Source organism: Novosphingobium sp. CECT 9465 (genome assembly GCF_920987055.1).
Lineage (GTDB): Bacteria > Pseudomonadota > Alphaproteobacteria > Sphingomonadales > Sphingomonadaceae > Novosphingobium.
This window is the reverse complement of record NZ_CAKLBX010000001.1, coordinates 617,241-635,343: the sequence shown is the minus strand read 5'-3', so window position 1 is coordinate 635,343 and position 18,103 is coordinate 617,241. Positions and strand designations below refer to the sequence as shown.

Below are 18,103 nucleotides of genomic sequence, written 5' to 3'. Positions count from 1 at the left end.
GCGGAAGGTTCCGCGCGGGAACCGCTTGTGCACTTGCAGCCACGCATGCCAGATGGCAAGGCGCGGCCCCATGAGCGCACAGAATCCCGCAGGAAACGATCCCGCAGAACTCGCCAAGACTTTCGAGCCGGCCGGCCTTGAAGCCAAATGGTATGCCCATTGGGAACAGAACGGTCTGTTCCGCCCCAAACGCCCCGACGCTGCGCCCTTCACCATCGTGAACCCCCCGCCGAACGTGACCGGCAGCCTCCACATCGGCCACGCGCTGGACAACACGTTGCAGGACGTGATGATCCGTTACGAACGCCTGCGCGGCAAGGATGCCTTGTGGGTGGTCGGCACCGATCACGCAGGCATCGCCACGCAGATGGTGGTCGAACGCCAGATGGAGGCGAAACAGGACAAGCGCACCAATTACACGCGCGAGCAGTTCATCGAAAAAGTCTGGGAGTGGAAGCACGAGAGCGGCGGCACGATCACCGGCCAGCTTCGCCGCCTCGGCTGTTCGATGGACTGGAGCCGCGAACAGTTCACGATGGACCCGCACTTCACCAAGGCCGTGGTCAAGGTGTTCGTGGACCTGCACAAGAAGGGCCTGATTTACCGCGACAAGCGGCTGGTGAACTGGGACCCCAAGCTGAAGACCGCGATTTCCGACCTTGAGGTGGAAACCCGCGAGACGCAGGGCGGCTTCTGGCACTTCAAGTATCCGCTGGCTGACGGCGTGACTCGCGATGACGGGCTGGACTACATCGAGGTCGCCACCACGCGCCCCGAAACGATGCTGGCCGATATGTGCGTGGCGGTTCATCCTGAGGATGCACGGTACAAGTCGGTGATCGGCGCGTTCATTGATCAGCCGCTGACCGGGCGTCGCCTGCGCGTCGTCGCCGATGAACACGCCGACCCGGAACTGGGTTCGGGCGCCGTGAAGATCACGCCGGGGCATGACTTCAACGACTTCGAAGTGGGCAAGCGCGCCGGGATCAAGGCGGGTGACATGCTCAACATGTTCGATGCCGAGGCCAAGGTGGTGCAGACCGCGGACGGACTGGTGCCGGACGAATTCATCGGCATGGACCGCTTCGACGCGCGCAAGCTGATTGTGGAACGGATGAAGGAACAAGGTTTCCTCATCCCGCACATCACGAAGGACAAGGAAGGCAACGAAGTTGCCGCCGATTTCGAACCGCGGACGATCCAGACACCGTTCGGTGATCGTGGCGGCGTGGTGATCGAGCCTTGGCTGACGGATCAGTGGTATGTCGATGCCGAGACCTTGGCTCAACCGGCCATTGAAGCGGTGAAGTCCGGCGCGGTGGAAATCGTGCCCAAGACCTGGGAAAAAACCTTTTTCAACTGGATGGAAAACATCCAGCCCTGGTGCGTTTCGCGGCAACTGTGGTGGGGACACCGGATTCCGGCGTGGTATGGACCCAGGAAAGATGACGACGGTTTGCTCGTCCACACAGTTAGGCCCGTCCGCGATACAGGATCACTAAGGCAATGTTTTGTTGCTGAAGATGACGCTTCCGCACTCCAAAAAGCACAAGACTATTACGGAGATGACTTCGAGGTTCGCCTAGATTCGGACACTGAGCGCGAAGTTAATCGACTGAGTTTCCAAACCTCAGAAAACAAACGTCGAGTGTTCTTAACCCGCGACCCAGACGTCCTCGACACATGGTTCTCCTCCGCGCTGTGGCCGTTCGCCACGCTCGGCTGGCCCGAAGACAATCCTCCCCGGCACGGGGAGGGGGACCATGCGCAGCATGGTGGAGGGGACTCTCCGGATCATGCCACCCCCTCGGCGTCGCGCCCGGACGATAGCCCCCTCCACCACCCTGCGGGCGGTCCCCCTCCCCGTGCCGGGGAGGATCGTTCGCTCCTTGCCAAGCACTACCCCAACGACCTGCTCGTTTCCGGCTTCGACATCCTGTTCTTCTGGGATGCCCGCATGATGATGATGGGGCAGGCGATGACCGGGCAGAACCCGTGGAAAAAGCTCTACCTCCACGGCCTTGTCCGCGCGGCTGACGGCGCGAAGATGTCCAAGTCCAAGGGCAACGTGGTCGACCCGCTGCTGCTGATCGACAAGTACGGGGCCGATGCGCTGCGCTTCTTCATGTGCGCCATGGAAAGCCAGGGCCGCGACGTGAAGATGGATGAGCGCCGCGTCGAGGGTTACCGCAACTTTGCCACGAAGCTGTGGAACGCCGCGCGCTTCTGCCAAAATGTCGGAATAGGGGCTAGCTCGTCAGTAGCAGCTCCTACTGCAACCTCCGCAGTCAATAAATGGATCATCGGCGAAGTGGTGGAAACCGTCGCCGCGCTCGATCAGGCGATGGCCGACCTGCGCTTCGATGCGGCGGCGAACACCGTCTATCACTTCGTCTGGGACCAGTTCTGCGACTGGTACATCGAATTCCTCAAGCCGATTTTAGGCGCGGTGAGCGACCCTATCCTGGAAGGTGAGACTCGCACTGTCGCGGGTTGGGTTCTCGACCAGATCCTCGTTATGCTCCACCCATTCATGCCTTTTGTTACAGAAGAACTGTGGCATTCACTTGGTGACCGCGAGAGTGAGCTGATCGTAGCTGCGTGGCCGAAACCTGAAACAACAATCGATGCAGCAGCTAAACGTGAGGTCGAATGGCTGATTGCACTCGTGTCCAATATTAGAACCGCCAAGAACGAACTGGGCATTGCACCGGGCGCGCGGCTGGAAGCCTACCTGCCCGAACCATCGGCGCAAACGCGCGCGATCATCGAAGCCAATCCGGCAGCGATCGAGCGCCTCGCCCGCCTGACCGCAATCCGTTTCGAGGCAGCGCCTGCGGGCGCGGCGATGCAGATCGGCGCGGGCGATGCGAACCTGATCGTGCCGCTGGAAGGCGTGATCGACATCGCGGCGGAAAAGGCCCGTCTGGAAAAGGCGCTGGCGGTTTCGCAAAAGGAAGCCAAATCCTTGGAAGGCCGCCTCTCGAACGCATCATTCGTCGAAAAGGCCAAGCCCGAAGCCGTCGAAAAGGCCCGTGCCGACCATGCGATGCATGCCGCCGAGGCCGAGCGTCTGGCCGCAGCGCTGAAGCGGCTGGGGTGACGAATCGCAACGCCCATCCTCCCCGGCACGGGGAGGGGGACCGCGCGAAGCGTGGTGGAGGGGACTCTCCTCCCACGCAACGCCAGGACGATAGCCCCCTCCACCGCCTGCGGCGGTCCCCCTCCCCGTGCCGGGGAGGATGGCGTTTGCTGTTGCCGTCATGCTGACCCTCGCCACCGTCAATCCCGGCGAACCGGAAATCTTCGCATCGTTGCAGGGCGAAGGGCCATCCATGGGGCGGCCTTCGATCTTCGTGCGCCTGTCACGTTGCAACCTTGCCTGCCGCTGGTGCGACACCGCCTACACTTGGCGCTTCACCGGGGATAATCGCCCCCACCGCGATGAAGTGGCGTTCGAGCGTGGCGACAACCAGTTGGCGCTCGACGAGGCGGAGGTTGCCGCGCTGATCCTTGGGCACCCGGAAGACCGGCTGGTCATCACCGGCGGCGAACCCTTGCTGCAAGGTGCCGCACTGGTGCGTCTGGTGGAGCACTTGAAGGACGCGCGGCCCGGCCTGAATATCGAGATCGAGACGAACGGAACGGTTGCCCCTCACCCGGCGCTGGACCCGCTGGTGGATCAATACAATGTCAGCCCCAAGCTGGCCCATTCGGGCAATGCGGCAGACCTTGCACTGCCGCCCGAACGGCTTGAGGCATGGGCCAGCGATCCGCGCGCATGGTTCAAGTTCGTGGTTGCGACGCCTGCGGACCTTGCCGAAATCGCCGCGCTACAGCATCGTTACCGGATTGCCGCCGATCACCTGTTCGTAATGCCCGAAGGCACGACCAGCGCAACCTTGCGCGAACGGTCACGCTGGCTGGCCGAAGAGGCGCTGGAGCGCGGCTGGCGCTTTACCGACCGCCTGCACATCCATTTGTATGGCGATACGCGAGGGACGTGAGCGCGACGCGATAGTTACAGACGCAGATCAGAACGGAATATCGTCGTCCAGATCTTCGCCGAAACCGCCGCCTGTCGCAGCGCCGCCACCAAAGCCGCCGGACGAACCGCCGCCGCCGCCCTGATTCCAGCCGCCGCCTGCGCCACCGCGTGAACCGCCGCCCGACGAGCCGCCTTCATTCCAGCCGCCCGAACGGCCACCACCGCCGCCGCCGCCGCCCGGTGCACCATCGAGCATGGTCAGCACCGCGCCGGGGCCTTGGAGCACGACTTCAGTGGAATAGCGATCCGCACCGGACTGGTCCTGCCACTTGCGCGTACGCAACTGGCCTTCGATATAGACCTTGCTGCCCTTCTTGAGGAAGCGTTCGGCAACGCCTGCAAGCCCTTCACCGAAGATGGCGACGGTGTGCCATTCGGTGCGCTCCTGCTTTTCGCCGGTGTTGCGATCCTTCCAGCTTTCCGAAGTGGCGATGCGCAAGTTGCACACCTTGCCGCCATTCTGGAACGAGCGCGTTTCAGGGTCTGCCCCCAGATTGCCGACGAGGATGACCTTGTTGACGCTGCCTGCCATCGAATCGAGTCCCTTGTGATCTGGCGGTTTGCCTAGCGCATCGGCATAGGCTGCGGCGAGTCAGATGACCGAGTTTTCCCTATGGTTTCGCTTTGCGGTAGCGCAGCTTTGAAAGTGTTTTGGGTTTCGCGCAAAGGCGCAAAGAGAAGAAAGGCGCGAAGGGGTTTTTCTGCCCGGCAGGGCCTTAACTTGAACTCGGCGGTACGCGGAATTGGTGAAATTGAGGGGGTGTGCCGCAGGAGCGACACCTTCGCGCCTTCCTTCTCTTTGCGCCTTTGCGCGAACAAACTTAAAACCTTCTCAGCGCCATCTACGCCTCTGCGCAAAACCGAAACTAACCCAACCTTAAAGCAGTAGCAGTCCAGAACGTGGCGAAGGCCGCAAGGTAGGCAAGTGCGAAGAGATAGGCGAGCATGAAGGCGGGCCACTTCCAGCCGTTCGTCTCGCGCCGTGCGACGGCGATGGTCGAAAGGCACTGCGGCGCGAACACGAACCAGGCGAGGAACGACAGCGCCATGGGCAGGGTCCAGCGTGACTTGAGCTGATCGCCCAGCGCCATCGCCTGCGCATCTTCATCGTCGCTGGTGCCGACCGCGTAAGTGGTGGCGAGCGAACTGACCGCCACTTCGCGCGCGGCCATGGCGGGGATGATCGCCAGGCTCATGTCGCGGTTGAAGCCGATGGGTTCGAGAACGACCGAAAGTCCGTTTGCCAGCGTGCCCGCGACCGAGGCGTTGATCTGGTCCTGCCCCGGTTCGGCGCGCGGGAAGTTCAGCAGTATCCAAAGCGCGATGGTGACCGTGAAGATCATCGTGCCTGCGCGGCGCAGGAATATCCACGCGCGCTGCCACAGGCCGATGGCAAGGTCCTTGATCGTGGGCAGCTGGTACTTGGGCAGTTCCATGATGAAGCCCGAAGCCGCCCCCTTGGTCACCGAACGGCGCAGGACCAGCGCGACGACCATCGCGCCGACGATCCCGGCAACATAGAGGGCGAACATCACCAGCCCCTGAAGCCCTATGCCGGGTCCGACCGAAGTGTTGGGAATGAACGCCGCGATGATGACGGCGTAGACCGGCAGGCGCGCCGAACAGGTCATCATCGGCGCAATCAGGATCGTGGTCAGGCGGTCCTTGGGATCGGTGATGCTGCGCGTGGCCATGATGCCGGGAATGGCGCAGGCAAAGCTGGACAGCAGCGGAATGAAGCTGCGCCCGGAAAGGCCGACGCCCGCCATCATCCGGTCCATCAGGAAAGCGGCGCGGGCCATGTAGCCGGTCGCCTCCATCGTCAGGATGAAGAAGAACAGGATCACGATCTGCGGCAGGAACACGACGACCGAACCGACGCCGGCGATGATCCCGTCCGTTACCAGATCACGCAGCAGGCTTTCCGGGACGCTGGCCCGGACCAGATCGCCCAGCGCCGATACGCCCGCGTCGAGTCCATCGGCAAACGGCGTGGCCCAGGTGAACACCGCCTGGAACACCACGAACAGCAGCGCAAACAGGATCGGCGGCCCGGCCCATGGATGCAGCAGCAGCTTGTCCATCCGCGCGTGAATACGGTGCTTTGCGGTTTCCGAAATGATCGCCGCGTTGGCGATTTCATGCGCAAGCATCCGCCGTTCGGGCAGAGTCACATGCGGGCGCGGTGCCGCTTCATGCGCGGTCGCACGGTCGCGGGCCTCGCCGATGGCACTGGCCAGTTCGTTCAGGCCACGGCGGCGCACAGCGACTGTCGGAATCACAGGAACGCCCAGCGCCCCTTCCAGCGCGGCGGGATCGAGCACCAGCCCGTCACGCTCGGCCAGATCGACCATGTTGAGCGCAACCACCGTGGGTCGGCCCAGTTCGATCACTTCCTGCGCAAACACCAGATGCTGTTCGAGGTTCGAGCTATCGAGCACCAGCACGATCACGTCGGGCCTGGCCTGCCCCGCCTGTTCGCCCATGATGACCTTGCGGGTCACCTCCTCATCGGGACTGGTGGAATCAAGGCCATAGGAACCGGGCAGATCGACCAGCTCGACAGGTTCGCCCGTGGGCAGCAGCAACCGCCCCGCCTTCCGCTCCACCGTGACGCCGGGATAGTTGGCAATTTTCTGGCGCGCGCCGGTCAGCGCGTTGAACAGCGCGCTCTTGCCCGCATTGGGATTGCCGACAAGGGCTGCGACGATGGGCATACGGCTCATGCGATGGCGGTTTGCGTGATGGGTTCGACTGTCATCGCCCGTGCGTGGACGCGGCGCAGCGCCACGGTCATCCGGCCGATCTCCACGGCCAGCGGATCGCGCCCCATGAACACGCCGCGATAGGCCAGCGTTACCCGCGCGCCCACATCAAGGCCAAGCGCCTGCAGCCGCTGCGCCTCTTCAGCGACAAGCGTGGACCAATCAACCGACGCGATTCGCGCAGGCGTGCCAAGGGGGAGTTCGTCGAGTGTCACCCGACCGCGCTGCCATAGCACGAAAGACTTTGCAAGTCATTCGCAATAGAATTGCGCTGCATCAAAAATGCTGGGTCAGGATAGGACGCTTCGCGCAGAGGCGCAGAGGAAGCAAAGGCCGCCGGGATGTAGCTCTGGGCGAACAAGAACCCTATTTTTGCAGACGCCGGGCTTGGCGCAAGTGACGATCAAAAGGCTGCCTTGCCGCAAGCGCCACCCCTTTGCGCTCTCTGCTTCCTTTGCGCCTCTGCGCGAAACCGACTTCAGGTCGCTGGATAACGCAGACGGCCAAGCAAGCGGGTAAACGAGAACGTCTCACCCTCGCGCGGCTTGGTCAACTTGGCCTTGGCCTTTTCAAACTTCATCACGCCATCGATCCGGCGATCGAGGAAGGCGCGGGCGTCGGCGTGATTGTCGCTGGTATCGCTTGCGAACACCGAGAGCGTCGCGGCATAGATCGCGCCCAGCGTCAGGCGCTTTGTATAGTGATTGTAATCGGTGGCGGTATCGCCCGCCAGCCGCCACATCCTGTCGGCACTCGACCAGCCGAGGCGGGTGGCGGCGGCGACGTTCTGCGGCATGGCCATGATCGCCAGCGCCCGGCGAAGGGCCTCCTCCTTGCCCACCAGCGCATCGAGCCGGAACTGGACAAGGCGGCGGATGCGTTCGCGCATCGGCAGGTTGGACAACTGCACCTGCGGCAACGCTTCGGCCATGTCGGCATCGATCCGGGCGATCCATGCGGAAATCATCGCCATCGCGCCGCCATCGAAGGCAAATCGGGCGACTGACGGATCAACACCTTCCACCCCGGCGGCTGCGGTTACGGCGGCGTCGGTCCAGCCGTCGAATACGGCGGATTCGGCAATTGCCGGGGCAATGCGAAGGCGGAGGGCGTCAAGGCTGAAATCTTCGGTCATGGTCAGAAAGACGGCCCGTAGGTTTTCTTGGGACCAGCGGCCTTGACGTCCTTTGTGGCACGTTCGATTTCGCCCAGCACGGGGCTGCTCTTGCCTTCAAGCACCGCGTAATCGCGCGCCGAGCGGCCGGAGTTGTCGGGACGGTCGGGATTGGCACCTGCCTTGATCAACAGACGGACGAGGGCGAGGTCGCGGCGGTGGACGGCGCTGATCAACGGAGTCTCGCCGGTATTGTTCGCATCTTCAACGCGCGCGCCGGATTTGATCAGTTCGTCCACGCCTTCGATAAAGCCAAGCTCGCAAGCCTGTACCAGCGGAGTCATGCCCTTGTTGTCGCGAATATTCACGTTCGCACCCTTGCCGATCAGGAATTGCATCCACGTCAAGTCGCGCCGCGCAACCACGATATGCAGTGCCGAATGGCCGGTGGTAACATCGCGCGTATTGATGATCTGGGTGCCCGGCTCATTGAGGGCCTCGGTGACCTTATCGCCCTCTTTCTTGCGGACGGCTTCCAGAAACTTGTAGCTGTCGGAAAACTGGGCCTGCGCAGGAATAGAGACCGCAGCGGCGAGCAGGATCGCCAGAATGGCGGATGCCCTGCGCATGATCGACAGCATTGTTTCCTCCTGTTGCGTGCCCCTGCCCTGTCGGGCCTGACGGACTCGCCTCTTGCAAGGGCACGGTTAGCAGAGCATGAACCGCCGCGCCATGGCCCACAACCTTCGATCCCTTTTCGCCGCGATTGCCGCAACCTGCACTTTCGCACTTGCCGCCTGCGGAGGCGCGCCCACTGAAAGCCCACCGTTGCAAGGCGCGACGATCGGCGGCGATTTCACGCTGACGGGAAAGGATGGAAAGCCGGTACGCTACGCCGATTTTTCCGGCAAATACCGCATCGTCTATTTCGGCTACACGTTCTGCCCGGATGTGTGCCCGATCGATCTGCAGAACATCGCCCAAGGGCTGAGGCTGTTCGCGAAGGACAAGCCTGAGGCCGCAGCGAAAATCCAGCCGATATTCATCACCATCGATCCCGAACGCGATACCCCGCAAGTGGTCGGCGCTTATGCTGCCAATTTCGGCCCTTCGGTCATCGGCCTTTCGGGCACGTCCGAACAGATCGCCGCCGTAGCCAAGCAGTGGGCGGTCTATTATGAGAAGCGCGATGGTGGGTCCCCCACCGAATACCTGATGGACCACAGCCGCGCGGCCTATCTGATGGGACCGCAGGGCGAACCGATTGCGCTGCTGCCTGCTGAAAAAGACGCCAAGGCCGTGGCTGCGGACCTCGCCAGATGGGTGCGCTGATCGCCCGATGAGCGCAGACCCGTTCTGGAACCGTCCGGTCGAAACGCTGAACCGCGAACAGTGGGAGGCGCTGTGCGATGGCTGCGGCAAGTGCTGCCTGCACAAGCTGGAAGACGACATCACCGGCGAAGTCTACCACACCAATGTCTCATGTCGTTTGCTTGACCTCAAGACCGGGCGTTGCAGCGATTACAAGCATCGCCGCGTCTATGTGCCCGATTGCCTGCGGTTGACGCCCAAGCTCGCGCGTGATCTGCCGTGGTTGCCCGATACCTGCGCCTATCGCCTGCGCGCCGATGGCGATCCGCTGCCAGACTGGCATTACCTGATTTCGGGTGATCGCGAGGCAGTGCATCGGGCAGGGCAATCCGTCATCGGCAAGGCGATCAGCGAAACGGTTTCAGGGCCGCTGGAAGAGCATGTCGTTCCGGCGGACTACTTCGATGGCAAAGGCACCCGCGATGCTTGACTGGCTGCGCCGTGCCGATACCCGCGCAAAGGAAACCCCTGCTCCACGCAAGGTAGCAGTACGCGCGCCCGCCCCAAGGACGGTCGTGGTGGGAGAACGCGAATTGCCGCTGGTCATCCGCAAGCTGGGCCATGCCCGCCGGATGACGCTGCGGCTGGCCCCCGATGGCAGCGAGGCACGGGTTTCGATCCCGGCATGGGGCCGCGTCGGCGATGCAGAGGCCTTCGCGCGGGATCGTGCGGACTGGCTGGCGGGCCAGCTCGCCAATCTTCCAGAAGCGCGGATGATCGCGCCCGGCACCACCCTGCACTTGCGCGGCGAGGCGCTGGTGATCGCCTGGACCGAGGCGGCACGGCGCAAGCCGGTGATCGAGGGCGGTGCCGTCGTCATCGGTGGCCCGCGCGAATCGTTGAGCCGCCGCTTGCAGCGATGGCTCGAAGCCGAAGCCCTGGCATTGCTCGCGATCGATCTGGCCCACTATTGCACGAAGGCGGCTCATGCGGTCCCGCGCCTCACACTGTCGCGGGCGCAACGGCGCTGGGGCAGTTGCGCAGCGGACGGTGCGATCCGCATCAACTGGCGGCTGATCATGGCGCCGGATTTCGTCCGGCGCTCGGTCGTTGCGCATGAAGTGGCGCACATGACGCACTTCGATCACAGTCCAGCCTTCCACGCCCATCTGGAAATGCTGTTCGAAGGAGACGTGGGAGCGGCCAATCGCTGGCTGAAACGGAACGGGCGTTCGCTTTATGCGCCTTTCGGCTGACGCAGAAGGGTAGCGCAAGCCGCCCGCACGCCCTATCTAGGCGCGCATGAAAGCCTTTTTCCGCAATGTTTCGCCACGCCGCGCCCTGGTTGATCTGTGGCAGGTGCTTGGCGCTCCCAGCGAATACCGCACGATTGCGCTGGTACTGTCCGCAGCGGTGACCGGCGGCATCTTTTTCGTGATGAGCAACCAGGGCGGACGCGGGCTGCCGCTGCCACCAAAGGTGGTCTATTTCCCCAGCTTCATCGAAGGCCGCACCGACGCCGAAATCCTTGCGGAGAACCGTGCGGCTACAGCCAAGGCCCGCGCCGAGGAAGCCGAAGAGGAAGCCAGCCAGGAACGCGTTCGCCAGATGTATCGCGCGGTGGGCAACGCAACCGGCGTCGATACGGTGGACGCCTATGAAAAGGGCAAGGCCGAACGCGCCGCCGAAAAGGCCCGGATCGATGCCCAGCGCAAGTCGATCCTCGACAAGCACCTGATCGACAATCCCGTGTTTGACAAGGCCCAACAGGCAGAGCAAACTGAAGCGCAATGAGCCGCGCCGATGATCTGCGCTGGCTCGATGCGGCTGCTGCGCTGGCCCTGCGCGGACGTCCGCTGAGCCGCCCGAATCCGGCGGTCGGCGCGGTTATCATCAGAGATGGAGTAGTCGTCGGGCGCGGATGGACGCGCACCGGCGGCAGGCCCCATGCCGAAGCGGAAGCCTTGGCCATGGCGGGCAATGCCGCGCGCGGAGCAACGCTTTACGTCACGCTGGAACCGTGCGCCCATGCCAGCCAGCGCGGGCCTTCGTGCACATCGCTGGTGCTTGGCAGCGGTCTTGCCCGCGTGGTGATCGGTGTGGAAGACCCCGATCCACGCACGGCAGGCAGCGGCATTGCGGCATTGCTGGAAGCAGGCATATCCGCTGAAATACTGCCCTCCCCCGCCGCGCGCACCTCACTGGCGGGATATCTCAAGCGCTCGGCGATGGGGCGGCCGCACATTACGCTGAAACTGGCCACGTCACTCGATGGCAGGATCGCGCTGGCCGATGGATCGAGCCAGTGGATCACCGGGCCGGAGGCGCGCGCGCATTGCCATGTAGAGCGCGCGCGAACCGATGGGATACTGGTCGGCGGCGGCACCCTGCGCGCCGACGCGCCGCGCCTTGATGTGCGGCTGCCGGGTCTTGAAGCCCGCAGCCCGCAGCGCATGGTCCTGACACGCGGAGCCGCGCCCGAAGGCTGGACCGCCGTGCCCGACATTTCGGCGCCCGCTGCATTCGGCGATGCGCAGTATCTGTTCGTGGAAGGCGGCGGGCAAGCCGCAGCGGCCTTCATCGAAGCAGACATGGTTGACCGGCTGCTGATCTATCGCGCGCCGATCATTGTCGGCGCTGGCCTGTCCTGCATCGGCGACATCGGCCTCGCCTCGTTGACACAAGCCCACGGTCGTTGGCGCAATGTGGACCGTCGGACGCTTGGCAGCGATGCGCTGGACGTCTACGAACGCGTCCGCTGAAGGAGATTTTGCAATGTTCACCGGGATCGTCACCGAAGTCGGCAATATCCTCGCCATAGACGACAAGGGCGACCGCCACGTCACGATCTCGTGTGCAATGGACCCGGCCAAGATCGCTATCGGTGCCTCTATTGCCTGCTCCGGCGTGTGCCTGACCGTCGTGGACAAGGGCGGGATTGCGGGCGAAGGCTGGTTTGCCGTGGACGTTTCGGGCGAGACGGTGGCCTGCACGGCGCCGCAGCAGTGGACCGTCGGCGCGGCGCTCAATCTTGAGCCTGCTCTAAAGCTGGGCGATGAACTGGGCGGGCATATCGTGACCGGCCATGTCGATGGCGTGGGCGAAGTCTTTAGCATAGCGCCCGAAGGCGCATCGCTGCGCTTCATCATCGCCGCCCCGCAAGACCTTGCGCCCTATCTCGCGCCGAAGGGATCGATTACCGTCAACGGCGTATCGCTGACGGTGAACGAAGTGACCGACCAGCCCGATGGCTCATGCCATTTTGCGCTGAACATCATCCCGCACACCGCGCATGTCACCACGATCGGAACGCTTGCGCCCGGCCACAAGGTAAACCTCGAAATCGATGTGCTGGCGCGCTATCTCAAACGTATGCAGAGCCTGGCAACTCAGGCTTAAGCCGCGCGCCGTTCAGGCGCCGATGCCGTGCTTCCGGTTATAGGCGTGCAGCCATTCCAGCGTCCTGGTCAACCCGCCGAACGAATAGAAGTGCAGCCGCACCCGGCCATGTTCCGGGCCAAGGCCACTGGCAAAGGCATCGACCAGCTTGTCCGGCCCTGCACTGCCAAGCAGGTTCGTGACCGAGATTCCGTACTTCTTGAGTACCGAAGTGGACGCGCCGACACCGCAACGCGCGGCAAAGGCAAGCAGGCGCTTGATCCCGGCGGGACCGGGAATGCCGATCCGAACGGGGGCATCGATCCCGCGCGTACGCAGTTCTTTCAGCCAGACGAGAAAAGCGTCAGGATCGAAGCCGAACTGGGTAACGATCAGCGGGGCCATGCCGCGCCTTTCGATTTCGGCAACCTTGCTTTCCAGCACGGCCCAGCATTGCGCCACGCTCATGTTCGGATGGCCTTCAGGATGCCCGCCGATACCGATGGCCTTGATGCCGCTGCGCTCGAACGCCCCCGTGGCGATCAATGCCGACGTATCGAAATAGGGGCCGACCGGTTCGGGCGGATCACCTGCGACGATGAAGCAGCGCGAAACCCCGGCCTTTTCGACAACGGCCTTGAGGTAGCCTTCGAAATCGTCTTCCGACGTGATCCGGCGAGCGGAAAAATGGGGCATCGGCTCAAAGCCGAGTTCGCGCACCGCGACCGTGGCGGCAACGCGGGCGGCGACATCCTCGCCGGGAAGGAAAGTGACTGCGACGGGTGTTTCCGCCGGGATGAGCGGAGCCGCATCGCGCAGAGACGCTTCGTCCTTCGCGGTCATCTCCAGCGAAAAGCCGTCCGTGATCCCGGCGGGTTCCTTGTCCCAGTTCGGGTGGATCAGGGGCTTTGCCATGGTCGGGATCCTCTTGAATGATGAGGTTCCCGTCCGGCCGCCTTTGCAGCGATCCAGACGGGACCTTGCTTTTGCGTATCTTAGCGGGCGGTACGCCAGCCTTCGGCATAGGCTTCACGCGCCACGCGGCTGTAGGGCACCGGCGAGACGATTGCGCGGACGTTCAGCTGCTTGTGCGGCTCGACTGTGGTCTTCTTCGTGCCGCCGTTTTCTTCGCCCCACACCACGTGCAATTCGGTGCCGAACGGGATTTCCGGGTCGATGGTGGCCAGCGAAAGCGCCTGCTTTTCGTTGTAGGAGAAGCCGGTGAACATCGACAGGCCCACGGTCTTGCCATCGGCATCGACAACGCGGTCGTAGTTGGAAGATGCATAGTTCGCCAACGGCACGTCGAAGAACTTGTAGGCTTCACCGTCCGGGTTGAACATCGAAGCCATGATCTTCGCCATGTCTTCAGGGTTCCACGCCAGCGTCACCTTCTTGCGCTGTTCGGCGGGGTTTAGGGCTTCAAGCGCCTCGCGGCCATGGAAGTCATGGTCGAACTTGACGAAGTTGCCGTAACCCAGCTCCCACGGATTGAGATAGTAGTCCTCGATGTTTTCAGACACGAACGAACCACCGATAGAGCCGGTCGCTTCATAGCTGTCAGCCGCCAGCCATTCGCGGAAGCCTTTGAGCTTTTCGCCGGTATAGATGGCGGGCAGTGGCGAAGGGATCCAGCCCGATTCCAGCGTGTTCGAAGGATAGGCACGGCTGCCGCAAGCGATCAGGCCGAATTCCTTGCCGGCTTCCAGAATGGCGGCGCGGATTTCTTCCTGCTCGGCGTAAGGCCCCCAGATTTCAAGTCCCGGCGCGCCCGACATGCCGTGGCGCAGTGTCTTCACCGTCTTGCCTGCGATGTTCATCGTCGACATGTTGAAGAACTTGAGCTGTTCCAGCGGACCGCCGTGCAGCTTCTCGATCACGGCCCAGGCGTTCGGGCCCTGGATCTGGAAGCGCCATTCCTTACGCGTGACGGGCTTGCCCATCGGGCGCATCGGCGAACGGTCGTCCAACTCGATCTCGACATCGTAACCGCCGGTTGCAGCGTGATAGCGCAGCCAGTTCGATGCAGGCGCGCGGCCAACGTAAGTGAAGCTCTGTTCTTCTTCCCAGAAGATGATGCCGTCACCGATCACGTGGCCATAAGGCGTGGTGGGAACATACTGTTTCGCCTTGTTGACCGACCAGCCCTTCGAGCTGTTGATCATCGTATCGGACAGCAGCTTGGCCGCATCCTTGCCGCGAATGTACAGGTTCACCATGTGGTGCGACTGGTCGAACAGCACCGCGCTGTGCTGCCAGGCCCACTGTTCCGAACGCCAGTTCGAGAACTCCGGCGCGACCACCGGATACACATATGCCCCCAGCTGCGAATTGCGCAGCATGTCCACCACGTTGCCGTTCTGGTTGATTACCTCTTCGAGGTTCTTGGCTGCCATCAGTTCTCTCCCGACGTAAAAATGGCTGGTTGATAAATTTGTATGCAACACATACAAGTTCACGCGAGATTCGCAATGCTAAATGTTGCGCCCTATGAGGCGCACGCCGAGGGAGAGAGATTATGAGCGCTTCGTTGATTCTGACGCTGTCGTGCGAGGACAAGCCGGGCATCGTCGCCCGCGTTACCGGAAATCTTTTCGATTCCGGCGCCAACATTCAGGAAGCGCAGCAATTCGACGATTTGCAGAGCGGACGCTTCTTCATGCGCGTCGTGTTCAATCCGGGCGATTCGTCCGTCGAGGATTTTCGCACGTCATTCGCGCCGGTGGCAGACCAGTTCGCGATGGAATGGAACATCCGCGACACATCCGTGAATCGCAAGGTAATCCTGATGGTCAGCAAGTTCGACCATTGCCTGGGCGATCTGCTCTATCGCACGCGCATCGGCGAACTGCCGATGGATATCGTTGCGATCCTGGGCAACCATCCGAAGGAAGCCCTGAACATTTCGCTGCTGGGCGACATGCCTTATCATCACCTGCCGATCACCAAGGATACCAAGCCGCAGCAGGAAGCCGAAATCAAGCGCATCGTCACAGAAACGGGCGCTGAATTGGTCGTCTTGGCGCGCTACATGCAGATCCTTTCGGACGATCTGGCCTCGTTCCTTTCGGGCCGCTGCATCAACATCCACCACTCGTTCCTGCCAAGCTTCAAGGGCGCCAAGCCCTATCATCAGGCCCATGCGCGCGGCGTGAAGATGATCGGGGCGACCGGCCACTACGTCACCACTGATCTCGACGAAGGTCCCATCATTCATCAGGACGTCGAAACGGTCACCCATGCCGACAGCCCTGAAGACCTCGTGCGCAAGGGCCGTGACGTCGAACGCCGCGTCCTTGCAGAAGCCGTGCGCCTGCACCTTGAAGACCGTGCGCTGGTCAACGGCACCAAGACGGTCGTATTCAAGAGTTGAAGAACACCGCGGCGGGAGCACCATGTTCTCGCCGCACGTTCCATGCAGCGGAGAGTTGCCATGAATGTCAATGCATTGGACCATGTCAACATCATCACCGACCGGCTCGATGTCACGGCCGAATTCTACAAGGCGCTGCTGGGACTCGAACGACGAGACGCTCCTGCCCCAATGACACCGGATAACGCGCAATGGATGTACGATGGGCAGGATCGTCCGATCATCCACATCAACGCGGTCGATTGCCCCCGCGCCTTCGAACGCGAAGTCCAGCCCGGCTCGCTCACTGGCGCGATCCATCACGTCGCGCTCAATTGCAGCGGTTACGACGAAGTGCTGGCACGGATTTGCGACGCGGGCCTGGAATTCCAGGTCAACACGATCGAAGCCATCGGCCTGCGCCAGATTTTCACCGCGGATCCCAATAACGTACTGCTCGAACTGAACTTCTTCGGCGATTAGAGCATCGCGCGTTTAATCCGAATCATCGTCATTGCGAGGCCGAAGGCTGAAGCCATCCAGAGCCTTGGTGTGCCACTCTCTGGATCGCCGCGCTCACCCTGGAATCGCGCCCTCCAGCGCATCGGCCAGTTGCACCGGGGTCGACAGATAGGGACTGTGATCCGCTTCCAGCGTCACCACCTTGGCACCCGGTGAATAGCGTTGCATCTTGCGCTGGCTGTCAATCGGGATCGTCCGGTCCAGCGTACATTCGATATATGTGCGCGCCAATGTGCCATAGCGATCCGGCGTCAGCTGGAGCTTCTGCAAACGCGGCGCATGCGGTTCTGCCTGCAAACGCGGCAACACGGCGGCGACGAGATCGGGCGATGAAATCTGGGCGAAGACCGCGCCGGCATTGGCCACGTCAATCACCGTGGCAACGCCGCCGTGCACCGGGCTGATGATGCCGTCGAACGCTGGATTGGGACCTTCGATCTGCTTGAATTCGGCCCGGCTCATGCCCGATGGCAGCATCATCGCACAGATATAGACCAGTGCATCCATCGCCGCAGGGTGCGCTTGTGCAGCGGTGGAGATGACCAGTCCGCCACGCGAATGGCCTGCCAGAACCACCGGCGCGCCGCCCAGTTGCGCTTTGAGATCGCGGCAATGCTGCGCAACAAATTCGCCCCATCCGTCGAGCGTGACGGCGGCCATTTCCTCCGCCGTCCCCCCCATGCCGGGCAACGTCGGGGCCAGCACGGTGTGTCCGCGTTCGCGCAGCAATTGCGCCACCGGATCGAAACACCAGCCGCCGTGCCACGAACCATGGATCAGGACAAATCCCGCCATCAGCGTACTTCGCCCGACCACACGCGCAGCCCCGGCGCAGTGCGGTCCTCGCTCTTGAGCGCTTCAGCCATGGCCGGACGCGCGGTCACACGGTCACGCCACTCGATCAGGCGTGGCGCACGGATGGCTATGTCCATTTCAGGGAACATGCGCTCGACCATCATCCCGCAATGCGAATAGAAGTTGATGTCGGCCAGCGTGTAAGTGTCGCCTGCCAGCCACCTTGATTGCGCCAGTTGCTTCTCGACCTTTTCCACGGCGTATTCGATCTTGGCCGTGGCATTGGCAAGATCGGCCTCGGAAAATCCCGACCGTGCCGTCGACCACTTCTTGCGCTGATCGGGCAAGGGGATGCTTTCCAGCAGTTTCTCGAAATCGCCGCTTTCGATGTTGCGCGCGATTACGCCGACCATGCGGTGCCAGCCGTGCATCGAAACGAAGTTCATCACATGTTCGTCGACGAACTTGTTCCAGTAGCGCATCCGCGCCGCGCCCACGGGATCGCGCGGACGCAATGGCGCATCGGCAGGCTGCGCATCGGGGAATGCGTCTTCGAGGTATTCGTTGATCACCGTGGTGTGCGTGATGATTGCGCCATCATGGTCCAGCACAGGAACCTGCCCTTCGGGATTGATCGCGGTAAACCATTCGGAATGCTGCTCGAACTTGTGCAGATCGACGTAGACGCTCTCGTAATCCAGCCCTTTTTCCTTGAGCGGCGCCATGGATTTGAGCGAATTCGCCAAAGGTTCGGCGTGGTAATATTTCAGGGCCATAAATCTCTCCATTGCGCAGCCGTTGACCGGCCGCGTCGACTG

General features: G+C 62.4%; 19 protein-coding genes. 10 read left to right on the top strand and 9 right to left on the bottom strand.

Translation table 11 applies throughout. The features are described 5' to 3' along the window. The first annotated feature begins 70 nt into the window (after positions 1–70). Complete coding sequence (locus tag LUA85_RS03090) at positions 71–3,103, top strand: valine--tRNA ligase (protein ID WP_231466873.1); 3,033 nt, start codon at positions 71–73, stop codon at positions 3,101–3,103. A 160-nt stretch (positions 3,104–3,263) separates the two neighbouring features. Then, positions 3,264–4,007 (top strand): 7-carboxy-7-deazaguanine synthase QueE, encoded by a 744-nt coding sequence (locus LUA85_RS03085; protein ID WP_231466872.1) that lies wholly within the window; start codon positions 3,264–3,266, stop codon positions 4,005–4,007. A gap of 27 nt (positions 4,008–4,034) precedes the next feature. Here LUA85_RS03085 and ssb read toward each other — a convergent pair whose 3' ends face one another. From ssb to LUA85_RS03060, 5 genes are all read right to left on the bottom strand, one after another. Continuing rightward, a complete protein-coding gene (gene ssb / locus LUA85_RS03080; protein ID WP_231466871.1) occupies positions 4,035–4,580 on the bottom strand; it encodes a single-stranded DNA-binding protein in 546 nt (181 codons plus the stop codon). Between the two features lie 334 nt (positions 4,581–4,914). Continuing rightward, positions 4,915–6,774, bottom strand: a complete 1,860-nt coding sequence (locus LUA85_RS03075) for a ferrous iron transporter B (RefSeq protein WP_231466870.1) — start codon at positions 6,772–6,774, stop codon at positions 4,915–4,917. Continuing rightward, on the bottom strand, positions 6,771–7,028 hold the full coding sequence (locus tag LUA85_RS03070) for a FeoA family protein (RefSeq protein ID WP_231466869.1): 258 nt from the start codon (positions 7,026–7,028) through the stop codon (positions 6,771–6,773). Before LUA85_RS03070 ends, LUA85_RS03075 begins: the two co-directional genes overlap by 4 nt. A gap of 263 nt (positions 7,029–7,291) precedes the next feature. Then, a complete protein-coding gene (locus LUA85_RS03065; RefSeq protein WP_231466868.1) occupies positions 7,292–7,948 on the bottom strand; it encodes a COQ9 family protein in 657 nt (218 codons plus the stop codon). Between the two features lie 2 nt (positions 7,949–7,950). Next, positions 7,951–8,568 (bottom strand): ankyrin repeat domain-containing protein, encoded by a 618-nt coding sequence (locus LUA85_RS03060; RefSeq protein ID WP_231466867.1) that lies wholly within the window; start codon positions 8,566–8,568, stop codon positions 7,951–7,953. Positions 8,569–8,644: 76 nt separating this feature from the next. Here LUA85_RS03060 and LUA85_RS03055 point away from each other — a divergent pair, with 76 nt between their 5' ends. Genes LUA85_RS03055 through LUA85_RS03030 form a run of 6 tightly spaced genes read left to right on the top strand, consistent with a single transcriptional unit; the run spans position 8,645 to position 12,637 of the window. Then, positions 8,645–9,259: an SCO family protein gene (locus tag LUA85_RS03055; protein ID WP_231466866.1), complete on the top strand. Its 615-nt coding sequence runs from the start codon at positions 8,645–8,647 to the stop codon at positions 9,257–9,259. A 7-nt stretch (positions 9,260–9,266) separates the two neighbouring features. Further along, positions 9,267–9,728, top strand: a complete 462-nt coding sequence (locus LUA85_RS03050; RefSeq protein ID WP_231466865.1) for a YcgN family cysteine cluster protein — start codon at positions 9,267–9,269, stop codon at positions 9,726–9,728. After that, a complete protein-coding gene (locus LUA85_RS03045; protein ID WP_231466864.1) occupies positions 9,703–10,494 on the top strand; it encodes a M48 family metallopeptidase in 792 nt (263 codons plus the stop codon). The genes LUA85_RS03050 and LUA85_RS03045 overlap by 26 nt, the downstream gene beginning before the upstream one ends. Positions 10,495–10,540: 46 nt before the next feature. After that, positions 10,541–11,032, top strand: a complete 492-nt coding sequence (locus tag LUA85_RS03040; protein ID WP_231466863.1) for a hypothetical protein — start codon at positions 10,541–10,543, stop codon at positions 11,030–11,032. After that, positions 11,029–12,000, top strand: a complete 972-nt coding sequence (gene ribD, locus LUA85_RS03035; protein WP_231466862.1) for a bifunctional diaminohydroxyphosphoribosylaminopyrimidine deaminase/5-amino-6-(5-phosphoribosylamino)uracil reductase RibD — start codon at positions 11,029–11,031, stop codon at positions 11,998–12,000. The genes LUA85_RS03040 and ribD overlap by 4 nt, the downstream gene beginning before the upstream one ends. A 13-nt stretch (positions 12,001–12,013) precedes the next feature. Then, positions 12,014–12,637 carry a riboflavin synthase gene (locus LUA85_RS03030; protein ID WP_231466861.1) on the top strand — a complete coding sequence of 208 codons (624 nt, stop codon included), beginning with the start codon at positions 12,014–12,016 and terminating at the stop codon, positions 12,635–12,637. A 12-nt stretch (positions 12,638–12,649) separates the two neighbouring features. Here the strand turns inward: LUA85_RS03030 and LUA85_RS03025 are convergent, their stop codons facing one another. Then, the gene (locus LUA85_RS03025) at positions 12,650–13,531 is read right to left on the bottom strand and encodes a methylenetetrahydrofolate reductase (RefSeq protein ID WP_231466860.1); all 882 of its coding nucleotides are present in this window, start codon (positions 13,529–13,531) and stop codon (positions 12,650–12,652) included. An 80-nt stretch (positions 13,532–13,611) separates the two neighbouring features. After that, complete coding sequence (locus LUA85_RS03020) at positions 13,612–15,012, bottom strand: aminomethyl transferase family protein (protein WP_231466859.1); 1,401 nt, start codon at positions 15,010–15,012, stop codon at positions 13,612–13,614. Between the two features lie 122 nt (positions 15,013–15,134). On the opposite strand from LUA85_RS03020, the gene purU reads away from it, so the two are divergent. Both purU and LUA85_RS03010 read left to right on the top strand, forming a co-directional pair. Further along, positions 15,135–15,989, top strand: coding sequence for a formyltetrahydrofolate deformylase (gene purU, locus LUA85_RS03015; protein WP_231466858.1), 855 nt, complete (start codon positions 15,135–15,137; stop codon positions 15,987–15,989). Positions 15,990–16,049: 60 nt separating this feature from the next. Then, positions 16,050–16,451, top strand: coding sequence for a VOC family protein (locus LUA85_RS03010; RefSeq protein ID WP_231466857.1), 402 nt, complete (start codon positions 16,050–16,052; stop codon positions 16,449–16,451). A 93-nt stretch (positions 16,452–16,544) separates the two neighbouring features. Here LUA85_RS03010 and LUA85_RS03005 read toward each other — a convergent pair whose 3' ends face one another. Together LUA85_RS03005 and LUA85_RS03000 are read right to left on the bottom strand one after the other, a co-directional pair. Next, positions 16,545–17,285: an alpha/beta fold hydrolase gene (locus LUA85_RS03005; protein ID WP_231466856.1), complete on the bottom strand. Its 741-nt coding sequence runs from the start codon at positions 17,283–17,285 to the stop codon at positions 16,545–16,547. Beyond that, positions 17,285–18,073 (bottom strand): glutathione S-transferase family protein, encoded by a 789-nt coding sequence (locus tag LUA85_RS03000; RefSeq protein ID WP_231466855.1) that lies wholly within the window; start codon positions 18,071–18,073, stop codon positions 17,285–17,287. Before LUA85_RS03000 ends, LUA85_RS03005 begins: the two co-directional genes overlap by 1 nt. Positions 18,074–18,103: the final 30 nt, after the last annotated feature.